This window comes from Streptomyces sp. NPDC127068 (assembly GCF_042724695.1).
In the GTDB taxonomy this organism is placed as follows: Bacteria; Actinomycetota; Actinomycetes; order Streptomycetales; family Streptomycetaceae; genus Streptomyces.
This window is the reverse complement of record NZ_JBHXEN010000017.1, coordinates 110,042-128,656: the sequence shown is the minus strand read 5'-3', so window position 1 is coordinate 128,656 and position 18,615 is coordinate 110,042. Positions and strand designations below refer to the sequence as shown.

At 76.5% G+C, this 18,615-nt stretch carries 16 protein-coding genes; 12 read left to right on the top strand and 4 right to left on the bottom strand.

All coding sequences use genetic code 11. From position 1 onward, the window contains the following. Positions 1 to 142 precede the first annotated feature (142 nt). On the bottom strand, positions 143 to 580 hold the full coding sequence (locus tag ACFWIA_RS13580) for a hypothetical protein (RefSeq protein ID WP_387003550.1): 438 nt from the start codon (positions 578 to 580) through the stop codon (positions 143 to 145). A gap of 251 nt (positions 581 to 831) precedes the next feature. Next, complete coding sequence (locus ACFWIA_RS13575; protein WP_385484593.1) at positions 832 to 1,071, bottom strand: chaplin; 240 nt, start codon at positions 1,069 to 1,071, stop codon at positions 832 to 834. Between the two features lie 339 nt (positions 1,072 to 1,410). On the opposite strand from ACFWIA_RS13575, the gene ACFWIA_RS13570 reads away from it, so the two are divergent. Further along, positions 1,411 to 2,655: a DUF3344 domain-containing protein gene (locus ACFWIA_RS13570; RefSeq protein ID WP_387003547.1), complete on the top strand. Its 1,245-nt coding sequence runs from the start codon at positions 1,411 to 1,413 to the stop codon at positions 2,653 to 2,655. After that, positions 2,645 to 3,925 carry a glycosyltransferase gene (locus ACFWIA_RS13565; protein WP_387003544.1) on the top strand — a complete coding sequence of 427 codons (1,281 nt, stop codon included), beginning with the start codon at positions 2,645 to 2,647 and terminating at the stop codon, positions 3,923 to 3,925. The genes ACFWIA_RS13570 and ACFWIA_RS13565 overlap by 11 nt, the downstream gene beginning before the upstream one ends. Here the strand turns inward: ACFWIA_RS13565 and ACFWIA_RS13560 are convergent. After that, entirely contained in the window at positions 3,915 to 4,196 is a 282-nt protein-coding gene (locus ACFWIA_RS13560; protein WP_387003541.1) for a hypothetical protein, read from the bottom strand. The genes ACFWIA_RS13565 and ACFWIA_RS13560 overlap by 11 nt on opposite strands. Positions 4,197 to 4,209: 13 nt before the next feature. Between ACFWIA_RS13560 and ACFWIA_RS13555 the strand changes: the two genes are divergently transcribed. The 7 genes from ACFWIA_RS13555 (at position 4,210) to ACFWIA_RS13525 (ending at position 13,882) form a co-directional block, all read left to right on the top strand. After that, positions 4,210 to 5,619 carry a sugar transferase gene (locus tag ACFWIA_RS13555; protein WP_387003539.1) on the top strand — a complete coding sequence of 470 codons (1,410 nt, stop codon included), beginning with the start codon at positions 4,210 to 4,212 and terminating at the stop codon, positions 5,617 to 5,619. Positions 5,620 to 5,748: 129 nt separating this feature from the next. After that, positions 5,749 to 7,008 carry an O-antigen ligase family protein gene (locus ACFWIA_RS13550; RefSeq protein WP_387003568.1) on the top strand — a complete coding sequence of 420 codons (1,260 nt, stop codon included), beginning with the start codon at positions 5,749 to 5,751 and terminating at the stop codon, positions 7,006 to 7,008. Between the two features lie 1,115 nt (positions 7,009 to 8,123). Further along, positions 8,124 to 9,851, top strand: a complete 1,728-nt coding sequence (locus ACFWIA_RS13545; RefSeq protein ID WP_387003565.1) for a lipid II flippase MurJ — start codon at positions 8,124 to 8,126, stop codon at positions 9,849 to 9,851. Continuing rightward, positions 9,841 to 10,770, top strand: coding sequence for a polysaccharide deacetylase family protein (locus tag ACFWIA_RS13540; RefSeq protein ID WP_387003536.1), 930 nt, complete (start codon positions 9,841 to 9,843; stop codon positions 10,768 to 10,770). The genes ACFWIA_RS13545 and ACFWIA_RS13540 overlap by 11 nt, the downstream gene beginning before the upstream one ends. After that, the gene (locus ACFWIA_RS13535; RefSeq protein WP_387003534.1) at positions 10,767 to 11,933 is read left to right on the top strand and encodes a glycosyltransferase; all 1,167 of its coding nucleotides are present in this window, start codon (positions 10,767 to 10,769) and stop codon (positions 11,931 to 11,933) included. The genes ACFWIA_RS13540 and ACFWIA_RS13535 overlap by 4 nt, the downstream gene beginning before the upstream one ends. Positions 11,934 to 12,002: 69 nt before the next feature. Continuing rightward, positions 12,003 to 12,659 (top strand): lipopolysaccharide biosynthesis protein, encoded by a 657-nt coding sequence (locus tag ACFWIA_RS13530; RefSeq protein WP_387003531.1) that lies wholly within the window; start codon positions 12,003 to 12,005, stop codon positions 12,657 to 12,659. Continuing rightward, entirely contained in the window at positions 12,656 to 13,882 is a 1,227-nt protein-coding gene (locus tag ACFWIA_RS13525; RefSeq protein WP_387003529.1) for a GNAT family N-acetyltransferase, read from the top strand. The genes ACFWIA_RS13530 and ACFWIA_RS13525 overlap by 4 nt, the downstream gene beginning before the upstream one ends. 47 nt (positions 13,883 to 13,929) lie before the next feature. Here ACFWIA_RS13525 and ACFWIA_RS13520 read toward each other — a convergent pair whose 3' ends face one another. After that, entirely contained in the window at positions 13,930 to 15,378 is a 1,449-nt protein-coding gene (locus ACFWIA_RS13520; RefSeq protein WP_387003526.1) for a glycoside hydrolase family 26 protein, read from the bottom strand. A gap of 161 nt (positions 15,379 to 15,539) precedes the next feature. Here ACFWIA_RS13520 and ACFWIA_RS13515 point away from each other — a divergent pair, with 161 nt between their 5' ends. The 3 genes from ACFWIA_RS13515 to ACFWIA_RS13505 are packed head-to-tail and all read left to right on the top strand — an operon-like array spanning position 15,540 to position 18,592. After that, positions 15,540 to 16,781: an ATP-grasp domain-containing protein gene (locus ACFWIA_RS13515; protein WP_387003523.1), complete on the top strand. Its 1,242-nt coding sequence runs from the start codon at positions 15,540 to 15,542 to the stop codon at positions 16,779 to 16,781. Continuing rightward, a complete protein-coding gene (locus ACFWIA_RS13510; RefSeq protein ID WP_387003520.1) occupies positions 16,781 to 18,055 on the top strand; it encodes an FAD-dependent oxidoreductase in 1,275 nt (424 codons plus the stop codon). Before ACFWIA_RS13515 ends, ACFWIA_RS13510 begins: the two co-directional genes overlap by 1 nt. A 36-nt stretch (positions 18,056 to 18,091) precedes the next feature. Beyond that, entirely contained in the window at positions 18,092 to 18,592 is a 501-nt protein-coding gene (locus ACFWIA_RS13505; RefSeq protein WP_387003518.1) for a tetratricopeptide repeat protein, read from the top strand. The last annotated feature ends 23 nt before the right edge of the window (positions 18,593 to 18,615 follow it).

Sequence of the window (18,615 nt, the reverse complement as noted above, 5' to 3'; positions counted from 1 at the left end):
GGGGGTTTGGGGGCGGGGGGGGGGGGGGGGGGTGGGGGGGGGGGGTTTTACCACCCCCCGCGGGGTTTGTTTCGCCCCCCACACACGCCGGGGGGGGGGGCGCCGGGGGCGCCCCCCCCCCCCCCGGGCCTGCGCGGACGCGTCAGCCCTGTGGCGCCGGAGCCAGCGGGAACGGCAGCGTCGAGGGGGCCCCGCCCTGGTGGAACAGCGACTCCAGGGAGGCGAGCGGCGTCAGCTCCGTCGCCGGGTCGGGCGCGGCCGGCGGCTGTGCGGCGCCGTCGAGCCCGAGGGAGGCGGCGTGCTCGGTGGCCTGCTCCACCAGCGTGGAGGTCTGCGCGGCGAACGCGTCCGCGTCACCGGCCACGGCGGCTGCGACCAGGGCTTCGAGGGTGCTCTGGACCGCCTCGGGCGTGACCTCCTCCGTGGCGTCCTTGTCGTTGTCGGGGAGGGGTGCCCCGCGGGCCGACCGGTCCGGGGCGGACGGGGCGGCGTCGGAGGCGAACGCGGGAGCGGCGGCGCCGGCGAGGAGGGCGGCGCACAGCGCGGTGGTCCCGAGGCGTCGCGCCAGAAGAGCGCGCATGAGGGTGTCCCTTTCGATGGGGGATGGAACTCCCCCACCGTCGAATCCCGCGCACCCCGCCGCAACCGCTCGGCGCGCGGACGCACCTGGTCCGCGGCGGGTCACGGCACGTTCCCGCTGTTGGGCGCGGCGGTTCGCGGTCCGGGTGACCCGGCGCCCGTTCGGGTCACCGCACCCGGACGCCCCGCCCCCCACGTACGAGCCGCCCGTACCCCGGGGCGGGGCAGGGCGGCTCGCGCGGCGGTGGAACGTCAGTCGTTGACGCAGGTGTTGCCGAAGGCCGGGTTCAGGATGCCGACCACGTCGATGGTGTTGCCGCAGACGTTCACCGGGATGTGGACCGGGACCTGGATGACGTTGCCCGAGAGCACGCCGGGGGACCCCACGGCGGCACCATGGGCACCGGCGTCGGCAGCGGCGATCCCCGAGGTGCCGGCGACGGCCGCGGCGGCAACGGTGGACAGGACAAGAGCCTTCGCGGTACGCGACATGAGAAGTACTTCCTAGGTCGTTGGGTGACGCACCGGGCGGGGATGCCCGGCCCAAGGACCAACGCCCGACCACGCCGCGGGTTCCGCGCCCGAAAGGGTGATCTCTCGCCGCGTCGGCTCAGCAACACCCGGGGGAGTGCCGAACGGAATCGCGGATACGCATTAATCCGACACACTGACTTCAGCGGTATCAGCAGCAAATAAGCTCGGCGGTTAGAGTGGCCTTCCTCGCCAGCTCGGCCGAATCACCCGCGAGCGTCACACGGTATCGAAGTGCGATGGTCATACTGCCTTTCGACGGGTTCAGTAGGCTTATCTCCCGAAAGGGCAATACCGGTCATGCGCAATTCCCTCGGTTCCGTTCTCCGGCGGCTCGTACCGCCCCGCACGTCGGTGTGCGTCCTTTCCCTCTGTGCCGTGACGGCGGCGGGGGGCGTCGCCGCCGCCCCGCACGTGCACGGCGCGCCGCCGGCCGACCACGGCGCGGGGGTCGAGACCCCCGCGCTGCCCGCTTCCGTACCCACCGCCCTGCCCGCCTCGCCCGCCCGGAGCCAGCACGCGGAGGAGGCCGAGGAGGTGCCGTTCACCCAGCGGTTCCACGCCGTGCAGCACGGCGGCATCGTCCGCGCCGCGAACGTGTCGATCACCTGCCGGGGCGCCGAGTCCACGAGCACCCCGGCCGACGGCGGCGAGGCGGTGTCCTGCGCGGACGCCCGCGCCGGGAAGGCCGCCGCCACCAACGACGAGTTCGACATGTTCTACACGGACGTGGACTCCGACGCGAACACCTACAACTCCAGCCGCGCCGAACTGCGCGTCCCCAGCGGCTCCAAGGTCTCGTACGCCCGGCTGTACTGGGGCGGCAACCTGCGGGCGGGCGAGCAGAAGCCGGCCGTCGACAACGACCGGGTGCTCGTCGCCGAACCGGAGGGCCAGTACAAGGAGGTGCTCGCCGACAGCGTCGTCGGGCACCGGACCGCGGGCGGCGCCGACGCGTTCCAGGCGTCGGCCGACGTGACCGCGCAGGTCCGCGCGGGCGGCTCGGGGCAGTGGACGGTCGGCCAGGTCAACGTGGCCATGGGGACCTCCGGCGCCGGGGCCTGGGGCGGCTGGACGTTGGTGGTCGCGTACGAGAAGCAGAGCGAACCGCTGCGGCAACTCGCCCTGTGGGACGGCTTCGCGTACCTCGGCGAGGGGCACCACGAGGCCGCGGTACGGCTGGACGGGGTGACCGTCCCGGCCGGCGGCGGGGGCACCGCCGGGTTCGTCGCGTACAACGGTGACGCCGGGACCACCGGGGACGCGCTGAGCGTGTCGGTCGGCCGGCGCGAGGGGAGCACCCTCAAGGACGCCCGCAACCCGGCCGGCGACCTCCTCAACTCCACCGTCAACGAGCCCGGCACGCAGGGGAGTCGGAACCCCTCGTACGTCGGGACCCTCGGGTACGACTCCGACGTCTTCGACCTCGGCGACGCCGTGGCCGCGGGCGGTGGCCGCCTCGACGTCCGGCTGACCTCCGAGAAGGACGTCGCCTGGGCCGGGGTCCTGTTCGCCGCGGTCGACACCGACGCCGATGCCCGCTGAACCGGGCCCCGCGCTGACGTCCGAAGCGGTGACGGCGGCGCCCGCACCGGCCGGGTCGCGGTCCACGGGCCCGCCGCTCGTGCTGCACGTGGTCCAGCCGGTCGACGGCGGGGCGGCCCGGGTGGTCACCGACCTGGTGCGCGCCCAGTGCGCCGGGCCGGACGCCGTCCGGGTCGTGGTCGCCTGCCCGCCGGACGGTCCGCTGGCCGAAGCGGTGACCCGGGCCGGGGCCTGCTGGCTCAGTTGGCCGGCGACCCGCTCCCCGGGTCGGACACTGATCGGCGAAGTGCGCGCGCTGGCCCGGCTGTTGGACGCGGTCCGGCCCGACCTGGTCCATGCGCACAGCGCCAAGGCCGGACTCGCCGCACGGCTCGCGGTGCGCGGTCGGGTGCCCACCGTGTTCCAGCCGCACGCCTGGTCCTTCGAGGCGGTCGGCGGCCCGCTCGCCCTGCTCGGCCGGTGCTGGGAGCGGTACGGGGCGCAGTGGGCCCACCGGATCGTGTGCGTCAGCGAGGCGGAGCGGGTCACGGGTGCGGCGGCCGGGGTGCGGGGGCGGTGGACGGTGATCCCCAACGGGGTGGACACCGGCCGTTTCCGACCCGGACCGGCCGCCGACCCCGCGCCGGCGTCAGCGGGGGCGTTGCCCGCGCCCCGGGGCACGCGGGACCTGCGTCGCGCGCTCCCCGCGCTGGCGGACACGGCTCCCGACGCGCCCCTCGTGGTGTGCGTGGCGCGGCTCTGCCGGCAGAAGGGGCAGGACGTCCTGCTCCGGGCGTGGCGGGAGGTGGCACGGGTCGTCCCCGAGGCCCGACTCCTTCTTGTGGGTGACGGCCCGGACAGTGCCGCGCTCCGCGCCTCCTCACCCGAAGGGGTGATCTTCGCGGGCGCCGTCGACGACCCGCGCCCCTGGTACCGGGCTGCCGACCTGGTCGTCCTGCCCTCCCGGTGGGAGGGCATGGCCCTCGCCCCGCTGGAGGCGATGGCCTGCGGGCGCCCGGTACTCCTCACCGATGTGGACGGCGCGCGCGAAAGCCTGCCGCCCGGTCACGCGCCGTACTGTCTCGTGCCTCCCGGGGACCCCGGCGCGCTGGCGCGCGCGACGGCCCGGCTGCTGCTCGACGCGCCGCGGCGCACGGTGCTCGGCCAGGAGGGTCGCCGGCACGTCCTCACCACCCACGATGTGCGGCAGTCCGCCGACGCCGTCGCGGCCGTGTACCGCGAACTGCTCGGCGTGGAGCGCACCCAGTGCAGGGAGTCCATCAACTCGTGACCGCGGACAGCATCGTTCCTCCGCCCGTGGGACAGCCACGGGCGGGACGCGGCGTCACCTCCCCACCGCCGCCCACCCCGTTCCGACCGACGGCCCCGACCCAGCCCACGGCCCCCACCCGCCCCACGGCATCCACCCGATCCACCACGGCCACCCGGCCCACCGCGGCGGGCCGGTCCACCGCGTCCGTCCGATCCACGGCATCCGCCCGGTCCACCGCGGCCACCCGGTCCACCGCGGCCACCCGGTCCACGACGGCGGGCCGGTCCACGGCGTCCGTCTCCGTGCTCGCCCCGCGGCGGCCCGGCGGCGACGGGGTCGGCAGCAAGACGGGGGCCGGAACCCGCCGCGCCCGCCCCCGCCTGGACGTTCCCCTGCTCGCGCTCGACGCGGCGGCGGGCCTGCTGGCCTCGTTCGCGCTCACCGCACCGCAGCGCCACCCCCTGCTGGTGGCGGGGCTCGCCCTCGGGATCGGCGGCTGGCACGCGCGCGCCGCACTGCGCCGGCGCGCGGTGACCGTACCCGCCGTCCTGGAGGAGGCGCCGTCGCTGGCCGGGCGGACCCTCGTCGGCTGGGCGCTCCTCGGGGCGTTCCTGGCCGCCCTCTCCCCCGGACCCGCCCTGACGCTCGGCGCCCTCACCCTCGGGTGCACCGGGCAGGCGCTGGTCTCCTGCGCGGGGCGCGCCGTCGTGTACGCGCGCCGTCGCGCACAGCTCGTGCGCCAGCCGCACGCCGCCCTCGTCATCGGGGACGGCCACACCGTGCGCAGGGTGACCTCGGCCCTGCTCCGGCAACCGGGCTGCGGAGTGCGCCCGGTCGGGATCGTCGCCGCCGGACCCGTACCCGCGTCGGAGGAGCCCGAGGCGGAGGCGGCGACGGGGCCCCCGGTCCTGACCACCACCGAGGAGGTGCGCCGGGCCCTCGTCCAGAACGGGGTGCGCCACGTACTGATCGCCGGGCCCGAGGCGCACCGCACGCACGCCCCGCTGCTGCGGACGCTCACCGGACTCGGCCACCGGCTCTGGTGCGTCGCCCCCGACGCGGACGCCCCCGGGCGCACCGGCCCCCGGCTCGCCGGCTTCGTCTGCGCCCCGCTCCCGCCGGGCGGCGCCCGGCGCGTACCCGTCCGCAAACGCGCCCTCGACATGACCGTGTCCGGTGCGCTGCTGCTGGCCGGCTCACCGGTCCTGGCGGTGTGCGCAGCCCTCATCCGGATCACCGACGGCCCCGGCGTGCTGTTCCGACAGGAGCGGATCGGCCGCGGCGGACGACCGTTCACCCTGCTGAAGTTCCGCACCCTGCGCCCCGCCGACGCCCGCGAGGCGGCGACCCGGTGGAGCGTCGCGGACGACAGCCGGGTGGGCGCCCTCTGCCGGTTCCTGCGCCGCACCTCGCTCGACGAACTCCCCCAACTGTGGAACGTGTTCCGCGGGGACATGAGCCTGGTCGGCCCGCGCCCCGAACGCCCCTACTTCGTCAGGCAGTTCTCCCGTACCTACGAGGGGTACGCGGAACGGCACCGGATGCCGTCCGGGATCACCGGCCTCGCCCAGGTGGAGGGGCTGCGCGGGGACACCTCCATCGAGGACCGGGCCCGCTTCGACAACGCCTACATCGACACCTGGTCGCTCTGGCAGGACGTCTGCATCCTGCTGCGCACGGCGGCCGTCCTCGTCCGACCGACGGGGAGCTGACCCGTGACCGAGACCACCGCCCTCGCCACCGCCCCGGGGTCCGCCCCCGTCGTGACCGGGCCCTCCCCCGCCGCCGTCTTCCTCGCCCTGCTCGGCCGGTACGCGCCCGTGCTGCCGGTGCTCGCCCTCATGGCGCTGCTCACCCTGCCGGTGTCCGGGTCGGGGGCCGCCACCGCCGGGCGGGGCGGCGACGGATGGACCCCCGCCGACGCGATGTCCGGGGTGCTGGTGCTGATCGCCGTCCTCGGCGCCGTCCGACGGGCCCGGCGCCCCCTGAGCCGGACCGCCGCCCTCGTCCTCGGGCTGCCGGTCGTCGCGATCGCGGTCGCCGCGACCGGGGCGGCCGACGTCACGGCGGGCGTCACCGGACTCGGGCGCTACCTCCAGGTGTTCGTCCTGGTCCCGCTGGCGGTGCTGCTGCTCGTCCGGGACCGGGCCGACCTCCGGGTGGTGGCCTGGGCGTTCATCGGGCTCGCACTGGTGCAGGGCGGCATCGGGGTCCACCAGTACGCCACCGGGACGGGCGCCTCGTACATGGGCGCGGACGTCCGGGCGGTCGGCACCTTCGGCCCGACCGATGTGATGGGCATGGCGACCGTGGTCTCCTACGGGGTGCTCTGCGCGGTGGGGCTGGCGCTCGACGCGGGTCGGGACCCGCGGGGCGCGGCGGGCCGGCGGGGGGTCGCGCTGCTGTGCGCGGTGCTGCTGCTGGTGCCGCTGGCGCTGTCGTTCAGCCGGGGCGCGTGGATCGCCACCGCCGCCGCGGTCACCGCGCAGCTGCTGTTCGCCGGGGTGCGGCGGGCCCTGGCGGTGTTCGCCGTGGTGACCGCGACCGCGATCGTGCTGGTCGGCGGGGCGGGGCTCGGCACCGCGATGCTCCAGGAGCGGGTCGGCAGCATCACCCGGGTCGCGGACGCCCCCGACCAGTCGGTGACCGACCGGTACACGATGTGGGCGGCGGCGGTCGGCATGTGGCGCGAACGGCCGGTGACCGGGGTCGGGCTGAAGAACTTCCCCGCGCACCGCGACAGCCACGCCTCGCTCGCGCTGTCCTCCGGCAGCGACACGGCGGGCGCGGGCTCCGCGTACCTGCGTCAACCGCTGCTGTCCCCCCACAACATGTACCTGCTCGTCCTCAGCGAACAGGGGCTGCTGGGGCTGCTCGCCCTGGTCGGCGGCTGGGCGGCGCTGCTGGTGCTCACGGTGCGGCGGTTGCTCGCCGCGCGGCGGCGGGGGCGGGTCGCGGACTGCGGGTTGCTCGCCTGCGGGCTGCTGGTCTGGCAGTTGGTCGACTTCGGGTACGCGGACATCGGCGGGCCCTCGACCGTATTGACCGCGGTCGCGCTGGGCGTCGTCGCTTGGTGGGCGCTCGGGGCTGACGCCCGGTGATCCCGCCCACCGGTCCCGTGGGCCCCACGGGACCGGTCAACACGGTGGGCCCGGTCGGTTCGGTCGGCCCGGCTGGTTCGGCTGGCCCTTCGGGCCCGGGTGGCACGGTCAGCCCCTCGGGGCCGGTGGGACCGGTCAGTCCGGTGGGACCGGTTGGGCCCTCGGGACCAGTCAGCCTGATTGGCACAGTCGGCCCCGTCGACCCGGTCAGCCCCGTCGACCCGCTAAGCCCGGCGGGCCCAGTCGGCCGCATGGGCCTGGTGGGACCGGTCAGTCCGGTCAGCGCGATGGAACCGGCGGGCCCGGTCAGCCCCGTCGGACCGGTCGGACCGGTCGGACCGGTGGGCCATGTGGGACCGGTCGGCGGCGGAACGGGCCCGGCCGGTGGCGCAGTAGGCCCTACCGGTGTGGTGGGCCCGGTCCAGCCCGCCGGGGCCGTCGGCTCTGCCGGAACCGCGGTCCCCGCCGGACCCGCCGGAAGGGTTCCGCTGGTCGAACCGGGCGGATCCGGGACGGCCGTACCCGCCGGGACCGTGGCGACGGTGGGGCCCGCCAGGGTGCGCCGGACCCCGGGACAGGCCGGAACAGGCGGACGGGTCGGACCCGCCGGGACCGCCGCGACGCCCGGCACCGTGACGGCGGTCGGGACCGTGGCGACGGCCGGACCCGCCGGGGCGAGCGGAACCCCCGGACGAGCCGCAGTAGTCGGACCCACCGGACCCGGGACGGTCGGACCCGCCGGGACGGCCCCAGCCGGGGGACGAGCCGAATCCGCCACAGCAGCCGCACCCGGACCGCTGGCCGGACCCGCGGGGACCGTCGGGGTACCCGGAGCCACCAGTCCCGCCGGGGCGAGCGGGACCCCGGAGCGGGCCGGACCCGTCGAGCCCGCCGGACCCGCGGAGTCGGTCGGGACCGCCGAACCGGTCGCCCCGGCCCGACCCGTCGGACCCGCGGGGCCGGACCGACGTGGGGGCTTCGGCGGGCCACCCCCCGGACCCCCACCGGCACCACTGGTCCCACCAGCACCGCGGGCACCCGCCGACCCCCCGACGCGCCCGGCCGCGCCCCCCGCCGGGCGCCCCAGCGGCGGGTTCCTGGCCCGGGCGGCACTGCTGACCGGAGTGCTCACCGCGGCGGGCGCCCTGCTCGGGCTGTTGCGGGACCAGACCCTGGCCCACCTCTTCGGCGCGGACGGGTCCACCGACGCGTTCCTGGTCGCCTGGACCGTCCCGGAGTTCGCCTCGACGCTGCTCATCGAGGACGGGATGGCCCTCGTACTCGTCCCGGCGTTCAGCATGGCGCTGGCCCGCCGCGCGCGGGGCGCGCACACCGGCGCCGATCCGGTACGTGCGCTGGTGCGGACCTCCCTGCCCCGGCTCGGCCTCGCGCTCGCCGCGCTCTCGGTGCTGGTGATCGCGGCGGCACCGCTGCTGGTGGACCTGCTGGCACCGGGGCTGCCCGATCCGGGTCTCGCCGTGGACTGCACCCGGCTCACCGCGACCTGTCTGCTCTCGTTCGGACTGAGCGGCTACTGCGGCGCCGCGCTGCGCGCCCACGGACGGTTCCTGGTGCCGGCTGCCATCTACGTCGCCTACAACACCGGCATCATCACCGCGATGTTCGTGCTCGGCGGCCACTGGGGGGTGCGCTCCGCCGCCGCGGGCGTGGCCGTCGGCGGACTGCTGATGGTCGTGGTGCAGGCGCCCTCGCTGTGGCGCCGACTCCGGGACGTCCCGCCCCCCGGACGCCCCCCACAGGACCCGAGCACCCCGAGCACCCCGCACGCGCAGGGCACCCCGCACGCGCCTGGCGCAGCCGCGGGCGCGCGGTTGGCGGGGGGCGCCCTCATCGCCTCCGTCCTGCTGTTCGGCGTGTTCCGACAGTCCCAGGTCCTCATCGAACGCTTCCTCGGTTCCTCGCTGCCCGCCGGAGCCATCTCGCACCTCAACTACGCCCAGAAGGTGGCGCAGATGCCGATGGTGCTGTCGTTGATGCTGTGCACCGTCACCTTCCCGGTGGTGGCGCGGGCACTCGCCGACGGCGACACCGACACCGCCCGGCGCCGCGTGGAACGCGACCTCACCCTCGCTGCGACGGTGGTCCTGTTCGGGGTCGCCGCGCTCGTCGCCTGCGCCCCCGCGCTCGTCGCGCTCCTGTTCCAACGGGGCGCGTTCACCGCCGACGACACCGCGGCGACGGCGGGCGTGATGCGGGTGTACGCCCTCGGGCTGCTCGGGCACACCCTGGTCGGCGCGCTGGTCCGCTCGTACTTCTCGGCCGGGCGCGCCACCTGGTACCCGCTGGCCGCCATGGTCCTCGGGGCCGTGGTCACCGCCGTCCTGGGCGCCCTCGCCGTCGGGCCGCACGGGGTGCGCGGGATCGCCGCCGCCAATGCGGTCGGCATCAGCCTGACCGCCGTGCTGCTGCTGTGCGGAACGGGGGAGCGCAACGTCCCGGTGCGCCGGCGCCGGATCGCCCTGCAACTGGCCCGGACGGTGCTCGCGGCGGGCTGCGCGGCCGGGGCGGGGACCCTGTGCGCCGCCTGGGCCGAGGGGCCGCGCGCCGCGGTCGGCGGGTCCGGCGGGGCGCTGTTCGCCGTGCTGGCCGCCTCGTTGACGGTCGCCGCGGTGTTCGCCCTGGCGTTGCGGCTGCTGGGGGGCCTACCGGGGCACGAGGACGGCACCCCGCCGTCCGGACGGCCCGCCGCCCCCCGGGCACCGCACGCCCGGACCGACCGCGCCCGGACCGACCCCGCCCGCCCGGACGGGCACCGTGCCGCCCGGGCCGTCCGCACCCTCCGTTCCGTCACCCGCACACGAAAGGGCACCGATGCGCGCTGACCCGACCCGTCCCCGGCCGAACCCCCCGCGCCGCACCGCACCCGTCGCCCCCGGCGCGGCCACCCTCGCGGCCCCCCGTCCCCGTCCCGGCCCCGCCACCCTGCTGCGGGCGCCCGAGTGGATCGCGATGTACCACTCGGTCACCCGCGTCGGCGACGACCCGTACCGGATCACCGTGACCCCCGAACGGCTCGACGACCAGCTCGCACGGCTGCGGCGGCGCGGGCTGCGGGGCGTCTCCGTACGGGAGTTGATGGCCGCCCGGGCGGCCGGCCGGGCGCGCGGACTGGTCGCGCTGACCTTCGACGACGGGTACGCCGACTTCCTCGACCACGCACTGCCCGTACTGCGCCGCCGGGGGTGCGGGGCCACCCTGTTCGTCCTCGCCGGGCGGCTCGGCGGCGACAACGCCTGGGACCCGCTGGGCGCCCGCAAGCCGCTGCTCACCGCGGACGGGGTGCGCGAGGCGGCGGCGGCCGGCGTGGAGATCGGCTCGCACGGGCTGACCCACCTCGACCTGACCCGGGTCGACGACGCCGTCCTGCACGCCGAGACCCACGACAGCCGCGCCCGGCTGCGGGAGCTGACCGGGACCGAGGTGTCCGGCTTCTGCTACCCGTACGGGACCCTGGACGCCCGGGTGGTGGCGGCCGTCCGCACCGCCGGGTACCACTACGGCTGCGCCATCGCACCCGGCGCCCTGGCCGGTGAACTCGCCCTGCCCCGGGTGCACATCGGGCAGGAGGACACCGGGCTGCGGCTGGAGCTGAAACGTGTCCTCAGCCCGCTGCGCCGCCCCATGCCAGCCCCCGAAGGGGCGCCGGTCCGCGCCGGCAGACCCGGGGCCCCGCGCAGGGCCGCCCCCCGCATCGGCGCCCACCGGACGCCCGCCGCCCCCGTCCACCCGGAGTCACCGTGAAGGCGCTGCACATCATCACCGGCCTGGGCGTCGGCGGGGCCGAACAACAACTGCGCCTGATGCTCCGTCACCTCCCCTTCCCCTGCGACGTGGTGACCCTCACCAACCCCGGACCCGTCGCGGAGGCCCTCACCGCGGACGGGGTCCGCGTGACCCACCTCGGCATGACCGGCAACCGCGACCTGCGGGCACTGCCCCGGCTCGTCGCCCACATCCGCGCCGGCGACTACGACCTCGTCCACACCCACCTCTACCGGGCCTGTCTGTACGGCCGGATCGCCGCCCGGATCGCCGGGGTGCCGGCCGTGGTCGCCACCGAACACTCCCTGGGCGACGGCCAGATGGAGGGCCGACCGCTCACCCCCGGGGTCCGGGCGCTGTACCTGGCCGGCGAACGCCTCGGCCACGCCACCGTCGCCGTCTCGCCCACCGTCGCCGACCGGCTGCGCCGCTGGGGGGTGCCCCGGCAGCGCATCCACGTCGTGCCCAACGGCATCGACCCGGACGCCCTGCGCTACGACCCCGGGGCCCGCCGGCGGGTGCGCGAACGGTACGGGCTGCCCGAGGACGCGTACGTCGTCGGCGCGGTCGGCCGGCTGGTGCGCGGCAAACGCTTCGACCAGCTGGTCACCGCGCTCGCCGCGCTGCCCCCCGACGTCCGGCTGCTGATCGTCGGCGCCGGCCCCGAGGTGACCGCACTGCGCCGCACCGCCCTGCGGGCCGGGGTCGCCGACCGGGTCGTCCTCACCGGCGAGGCCCGCCCCGCGGCCCCGGACGCCCCCGCGGCGTCCGACGGCGGCGACGGCGGCCCCGGCGCCGCCGACACCTCCGAACCGCCCGCGCTGCCGGCCCTGCTCTCCGCGATGGACGTCCTGGCCTCCCCCTCGCCCGAGGAGGCGTTCGGGCTCGCCGTGCTGGAGGCCCTCGCCGCCGGGCTGCCCGTGCGGTACGTGAACTGCCCCGCACTGGACGACCTGCCGCCCGGCTCGACGGGCGACGCACGACGCCTGGCCCCCGGCGCCGAGTCCTTCGCCGTCGCCCTCGGCCGGCTCCGGGACGCGGGCCCCCGCGAGCGGACCGTCCCCCCGGCCGTCGCGCACTACGCCATCGCCCGCAGCGCCGAACGCCTCGCCGGGGTCTACGCCTCGGTCGTCCGCCCCTGACCGCCCGCCCGACTGCCGTCCACCCCGCCCCGGGCCCCGCCCGGGCACCGACCCCCTACGGAGACACCGATGACCGACACCCCCGGCGACGACCAGACCCCCCGCCGTCCGCGGCGGCTCACCCGACTGCGGTGGCTGCCCGTCTGGCTCCTGCTGCCCGGCTGCGTCCTGGCCGGCGCGGCGGCCGGCGGCGCGTACGGAAAGCTGAAGCCGCCCGAGTACACGGCCACCAGCTACGTCATCGCCGTACCGACCGAGAAGTCCGACCCGGCGACCGCCCTCGGTTTCGCCCAGGCGTACGGCCGGGTCGCCACCCAACTCGCCGTCCTCGGGGACGCCCAGGTCGCCGCCCGCGTCCCGGTCGCCGAACTGCGCCGCAGCGTCCGGGCGGCGACCTCGCCGGACGCCCCCATGGTCGCGATCTCCGCGACCGCCGGCCGACCCGCGCGGGCCGCCGACATCGCCAACGCCGTCTCCCGGGCCCTGACCATCAACGCCAACCAGACCGAGGACCGCACCCACGTCCAGCTGCTCCAGTTCACCCGGGCCATGAAGCCCGGCGCCCCCAGCTCGGCCACCACGATCGTCACCACCCTGGTCGGGGCCAGCGCCGGCGGACTGCTCGGCGGGCTGGCCCTGTTGGTGCGTCCGCGCCGGCGCACCCCGGAGCACGTCGTCACCGTGCCCGTCCCCGCCCCGGCCCCGGCGGCGGACCTGAAGCGGTGACCCCCGCAGCCGAGGCGCCCGCCGCCCCCGTCCCCCCGGCCGCCCCGCCGCGGGCGGCCGGCCCGGCCACCGACCCGGGGCCGACCGTCGAACTCTGCCGCGACCCGGCCGCGTTCGCCGCCCTCGCCGGCGAGTGGCAGCGGCTGTTCGACCGCTGCCGCACGGCCACCCCGTTCCAGCACCACGCCTGGTTGCACTCCTGGTGGCAGTCGTACGGACGGCCCGGGCGGCTGCGGGTGGTGCTGGTCCGGGAGGCCGGGGAACTCGTCGCAGCGGCCCCCCTGACCCTGGTCCGGCGCCCGCTACCGGCGCTCGTCCCGCTCGGCGGCGCCCTCGCCGACCACGGCGACGTCCTGCTGGACGACGCCCGGGCCGCCCCCGCCGCGAGCGCCCTCGCCCGCGGCATCGCCGGGGCGGCCCGGGGCGCCGTGGTCGACCTGCGCGAGGTCCGCCCCGGCGCCGCGGCCGAGCGGGTCTACGCGGCCTGGTCGGGACCGAAACGACGGCTCGCCGACTCGGTGTGCCTGGAGCTCCCGGCGGCCCCGCTGGAGGAGTTGGTCGGACGGCTCGCCCGCCCCCGCGCCCAACGGGTCCGCGCCAAGCTCCGCAAGCTCGACGCCCTCGGCGTACGGGGGCGGGTGGTGCCCGCCGACGAGGTCCCCGGGGCGCTGGCCGCCCTGGTCGCCCTGCACCGCCTCCAGTGGCAGGGCCGCAAGGTGACGTCGGAACACCTGCGCCCCCGGTTCGCCGCGCACCTGGAGCGCGCCGTCGTGCCCATGGTCCGCTCCGGCCACGCGGCGGTCACCGAGTTCCGACTCGACGGGGAGGTGGTCGCCGTCGACGTGACGCTGCTCGCGCCCGGGTTCGCCGGGGCCTACCTGTACGGGGCGCACCCGGGGTTGCGGGAGCGGAAGGCGGACGTGGCGACGATGCTGCTGCGCTCCGGCGCCCGCCTGCCCACCCGGGACGGCACGGGCGGCCCCGGGGTGCTGAGCCTGTTGCGCGGCGACGAACCGTACAAACACCACTGGCGGCCGACGCCCGTCGTCAACCAGCGGTTGTTGCTGGCCCGCCGGTGGGGCGCCCCCCTGTTGACCACCGCGCTGGCCGACGCCGGGGCGCGCGAGCTGGTCCGCCGGGTGCGCCGGGCCCACCGCGAACGCGCCGGGGCACGGGACGGTGCGGGTGGTGGAGGGGGCGCACGCGACGGCGGCGGCGCATGACGGCACCGCCGCCGTGCGCCGCCGCTCGGCCGGCTCGGCCGACGGGGTCAGGGTCGCCGCGCCCAGCCGACCAGGTCCGTGAGCCCCGGCGGACTCCACGGCCGGGACCCGTCCCGCGGCGCCAGCGGATGCCGGGGCTCCGCCGGTGCTGCCGGTCGCGCGGGTTCCGCTTCACCGCGGCTCTGCGGGACGCACAGCCCGTCCAGCCACTTGCCGAGCACCCCGCCGATGCCCACCGGAGTGCACTCCGGTGCCGCGGGCGCGGGCGACGCGGGGGCCGCGGCGGGCTCCGTCGCGCTCGGCTCGACCGGTGCGACGGGCTGGGTCGGTTCCACGGGCACCGTCGGCGCCGCCGGCTCGACGGGAGCCACCGGCTCGACCGGCTCGGGCTCCACCGGCAACTCGGTCGACGGACCCCCCGACAGCAGCTCCCGGTAGACCGCCGCCGCCTGCGGATTCGCCCCGCACTGCCACACGCCGTGCGGGCAGTAGTCCGAAATCGTGTGGTAAACGGGCCGGTACCGTTCCACCCACTGGATCATGCGCCGCATGTAATCGGCGTTGTCGCCGTTTCGGAACAGCCCCCATTCCGGATACGAAATAGGCTTGCCGTGGGCCCGTGCGAAATCCACGTGATGCTGGAGACCGTACGGTTCACTCACCTGCTCGTCGAAGGTGAGACCGCTCGGCTGATCGTACGAATCCATTCCGATGATGTCGACCGTGTCGTCACCCGGATAGCACGCCGTCCAACCGATGGCGTCCTTTCCTCGACTCGGCGCGAAATCGAAACGGAACTCCTGACCCGACACGGAACGCATGGTGGTGACGATCCTCTTCCAGTACCTCTTCCACGCGCCCGGGTCCGGCGCGCAGCGATGGCTGTACGTCGTCCCGTTCATCTCCCAGCCGAGGACCAGGACGGTGTCCTGGAGCCCGAGCCGGACCAGCCGCTCCGCGAGCTTGCGGAAGTGCCCGTCGTACCAGCCGAACGCACCGCGCCACAGGTCCGAGCGGACCTGGAAGTCGCTCAGCGGCTGCTCGTTGCGGGCGGACATCGGCACGTTCAGGACGAACATCCGGTCGGGGTCGGCCTGCCGCCAGCCCGCCCAGTCCGCCAGGAAGCCGACCTGGCCCTCGATACCCGCCCAGCTGTCCCCGGGCAGGTAGCTGTGCCCCACCTTCAGCTCCGCGCCGCCGAGCCACTGGCTCAGCTCCGCCATCCGCTGCACGCCCCGCGGCCCGTAGTCCAGATAGGCCCCGAACGGCGACCGCTCACCGCCGGGCACGGACTCGGCCCCGGGCGCGGGCTCGGCGGCCGGTTCGGCGACCGGTTCGGTGGCCGCCGGAGCGGACGGTACGGGGTCCGGTTCCGGCCCGGCGGCGTGCGCCGTACCGGAGACGAACGCCACCCAGGCGACGGCCGACACCGCCAGCGAGCGGAACCGTCCACGGGCCGCCCGTCCTCGAACCGTCCGGCATTGCTGAGGGACCATGCGCCGCTCCTAGCGAATTCGTCTTAGCGCGCCTTCCTTGACCTTCTCGACCCTGTCGCCCGAGAAACGGGGTCACAAGTATCCCTAGTGCGCCGAACGGGGGTTCAACCCCCTGCGCGCGACCGTCCGCCCACTTGGGTGAGTGAATGTGGAGGCGTTCCTTGTCGATATTGGACCCCGGGGTTCCCGCCGTTCTGCTGCGCATCGACCCGAACCCCTTCCATCACGGCACCCTCGGAGCCGTACGGTCCTTGGGCCGGGCGGGTGCCGAAGTGCACGTCATCGCGGAATCCGCGGCGAGTCCCGTACCGAAGTCGCGTTATCTGCACCGCACGCACCGCCCGCCGCCGCCCGACGCGGACCCCGCCGCCGTCACCGAGGTGCTGCACCGGGTCGCCGCGACGATCGGCCGGCCGGCCGTGCTCGTCCCGCTGGACGACGCCGGCGCCATCGCCGTGAGCCGGGCGCACCAGGACCTCGCCGGGCCGTACCTGCTGCCGGGCCGCCCCGGCGCGCTCGCCGAACGGGTCGCCGACAAGGCCCGGCTCGCCGAGGTCTGCCGCACCCTCGGCATCCCGCACCCACGGACCGTGCAACCCGACAGCCCCGCACGGGCCGCCGCCGCGGCCGAACGACTCGGACTGCCGGTGGTCGCCAAGTGGAGCCGCCCCTGGCTGGTGCCCGCGGAAGCCGGACTGCGCTCCACCCTGCTGCTGCGCTCCCCCGCCGAGGCCGCCGCCCTGCACCGCCGCTCGGCGGAGGCGGGCAGCCCGCTGCTGCTCCAGGCGTACCTGGCGCCCGGGCCGCGCCGCGACTGGTTCTTCCACGGTTACGCCGACCGCAACGGCACCGTGCGCGGCGGCGGTTCCGGCTGCAAGGACCGGGCGTGGCCGCCGGGCGCCGGGCTCACCTCGGTGGGCCGCTGGGCACCGAACCCCCGGCTGCACGAGACGGCCCGGGAACTGGTGCGGGTCCTCGGCTACCGCGGCGTCCTCGACCTCGACTTCCGCCACGACCCGGGCACCGACGCGTACCACCTGCTCGACTTCAACCCGCGGCCCGGGGCGCAGTTCCGGCTCTTCGCCGACGGCCGCGGCGTCGACGTGGTGCGCGCCCTGCACCTGGACCTGACCGGCCGTCCGCTGCCCGACCCCGAGCCGCTGCCCGGGCGCTCCTACGTGGTGGAGAACTACGCACCGCTGACCGCCCTGGCCGCCCCGTTGCGCTCGGCACCCTACGAACTCGCCTGGTGGGCCCGCGACGACCCCGGCCCCGGCCGGGCGATGGCCCGGCTGTGGCCCCGGCACGCGGCGCTGCGCGCCCTGCGCCGACTGACCGACCGTCGCCGGCGAGCCGGCACCGACACCCCCCACGATCCGCACGAGAAAGCGAGCAGCCGCTGATGGACGACCTCTTGGTGGTGGGAGCGGGCCCCTACGGCCTGTCGATCGCCGCGCACGCCGCCGCGGCCGGCATGGACCTGAGGGTCTTCGGCCGCCCGATGGCCTCCTGGCGGGACCACATGCCGCCCGGCATGTTCCTCAAGTCGGAGCCCTGGGCCTCCCACCTGTCCGACCCCGACCGGCGGCACGGTCTGGACGCCTACTGCGCGTCCCGCGGCCTGCCCGCCCGACACGGCGTGCCGCTCCCGGTGCGCACGTTCGCCGAGTACGGGCTCTGGTTCGCCGAGCGGGCGGTGCCCGCGGTGGACGAACGGACCATCGGCTCGGTCACCACCTGCCCGGGCGGGTTCCGGGCGGTGACCGAGGACGGCGAGCCGCTGTACGCCCGCGCGGTCGCCCTGGCCGTCGGGGTGCTGCCGTTCGTCGACGTACCGGCCCCGCTGCGCGGCCTCGACCCCGAACACGTCAGCCACAGCAGCCACCACGCCGAGCTGACCCGCTTCCGGGACGGCGACGTGACGGTGATCGGCGCGGGGCAGGCGGCGCTGGAGACCGCCGCGCTCCTCGCCGAGCAGGGCACCCGGGTACGGGTCCTCGCCCGGGCCGGCGCCCTGGCCTGGAACGGTCTGCCCCCGGCCTGGGAACGCCCCTGGTGGCAGTCGGTCCGCGCCCCGCACAGCGGTCTCGGCCCCGGCTGGCGCAACTGGTCGTACAGCGAACTGCTCGGCGCGTTCCGCCGGTTGCCGGAGGCCACCCGCTCCCGGGTCGCGAAGACCGCGCTGGGTCCCGCCGGCGCGTGGTGGCTACGGGACCGGTTCGAGTCGTCCGTGGAGGTCCTGCTCGGCCACGAGGCGGTGGGCGCGCGCACGGCGGGCGGCCGGGTGCGGCTGGAGGTGCGCGGTCCTTCGGGCGTGGTGGAGCCGCTGTTGACGGACCATGTGATCGCCGCGACGGGATTCCGCGCCACCTGCGACCGGCTGCGGGTGCTCGCCCCCGACCTGCGGGCGGCCCTGCTGCCGTGCGCGGACGGTTCGCCGGACGTGGGCCGGGACTTCGAGTCGAGCTGGCCGGGGCTGTTCCTGGCGGGCCTGGTCACCGCGTCCGCGTTCGGCCCGTCGATGCGCTTCGTGCACGGGGCCTCGTACACGGCGGACCGGCTGGTCCGGGGCGTGCGCCGGCACCTGCGGCAACGTCCCCTCGTCGAGCCGGTGGTGGTCCCGGCGCCGGGCGGTCCGGTCCCGGCCGCCGCGGCGAGCGGGACCCTGCCGCGCTGAGCCGGGCGGCGGGCCTCCGCCTGCGAGAATGCGCCGGTGAACGAGGAGACGCGGGACCGGTTGTTGGCCGCGGCGGTCGCCCTGCGCGAGGACGGCCGCCGTCAGGAGGCCCGCGCCCGTCTGGTGGAGCTGGCCGCCGCCCGCCCGGACGACGCGGAGGTCGCCTACCAGACGGCGTGGGCCCACGACGTGCTGGAGCTGGAGGCGGCGGCGGTGCCGCACTACGAACGGGCGCTCGCCCTGCCGGGGCTCACCGAGGAGGACCGCCGGGGCGCCTTCCTGGGCCTCGGCAGCACGTACCGGGTGCTCGGCCGCTACGAGGAGGCCGTCGCGACGCTGCGGGCGGGCGCGGACGCGTTCCCGGCGGACGGCGCCCTGCGCACCTTCCTGGCGATGGCGCTGTTCAACACCGGCGCCCACCACGAGTCGGCGCGCCTGCTGTTGGAGCTGGTCGCCACCACCAGTGAGGACCCGTCGGTGCGGGCGTACCGGCGGGCCATCCAGCACTACGCCCAGGACCTCGACGCGGTGGTCTGAGGTCCTGGGCGCGGTCGCGTCCC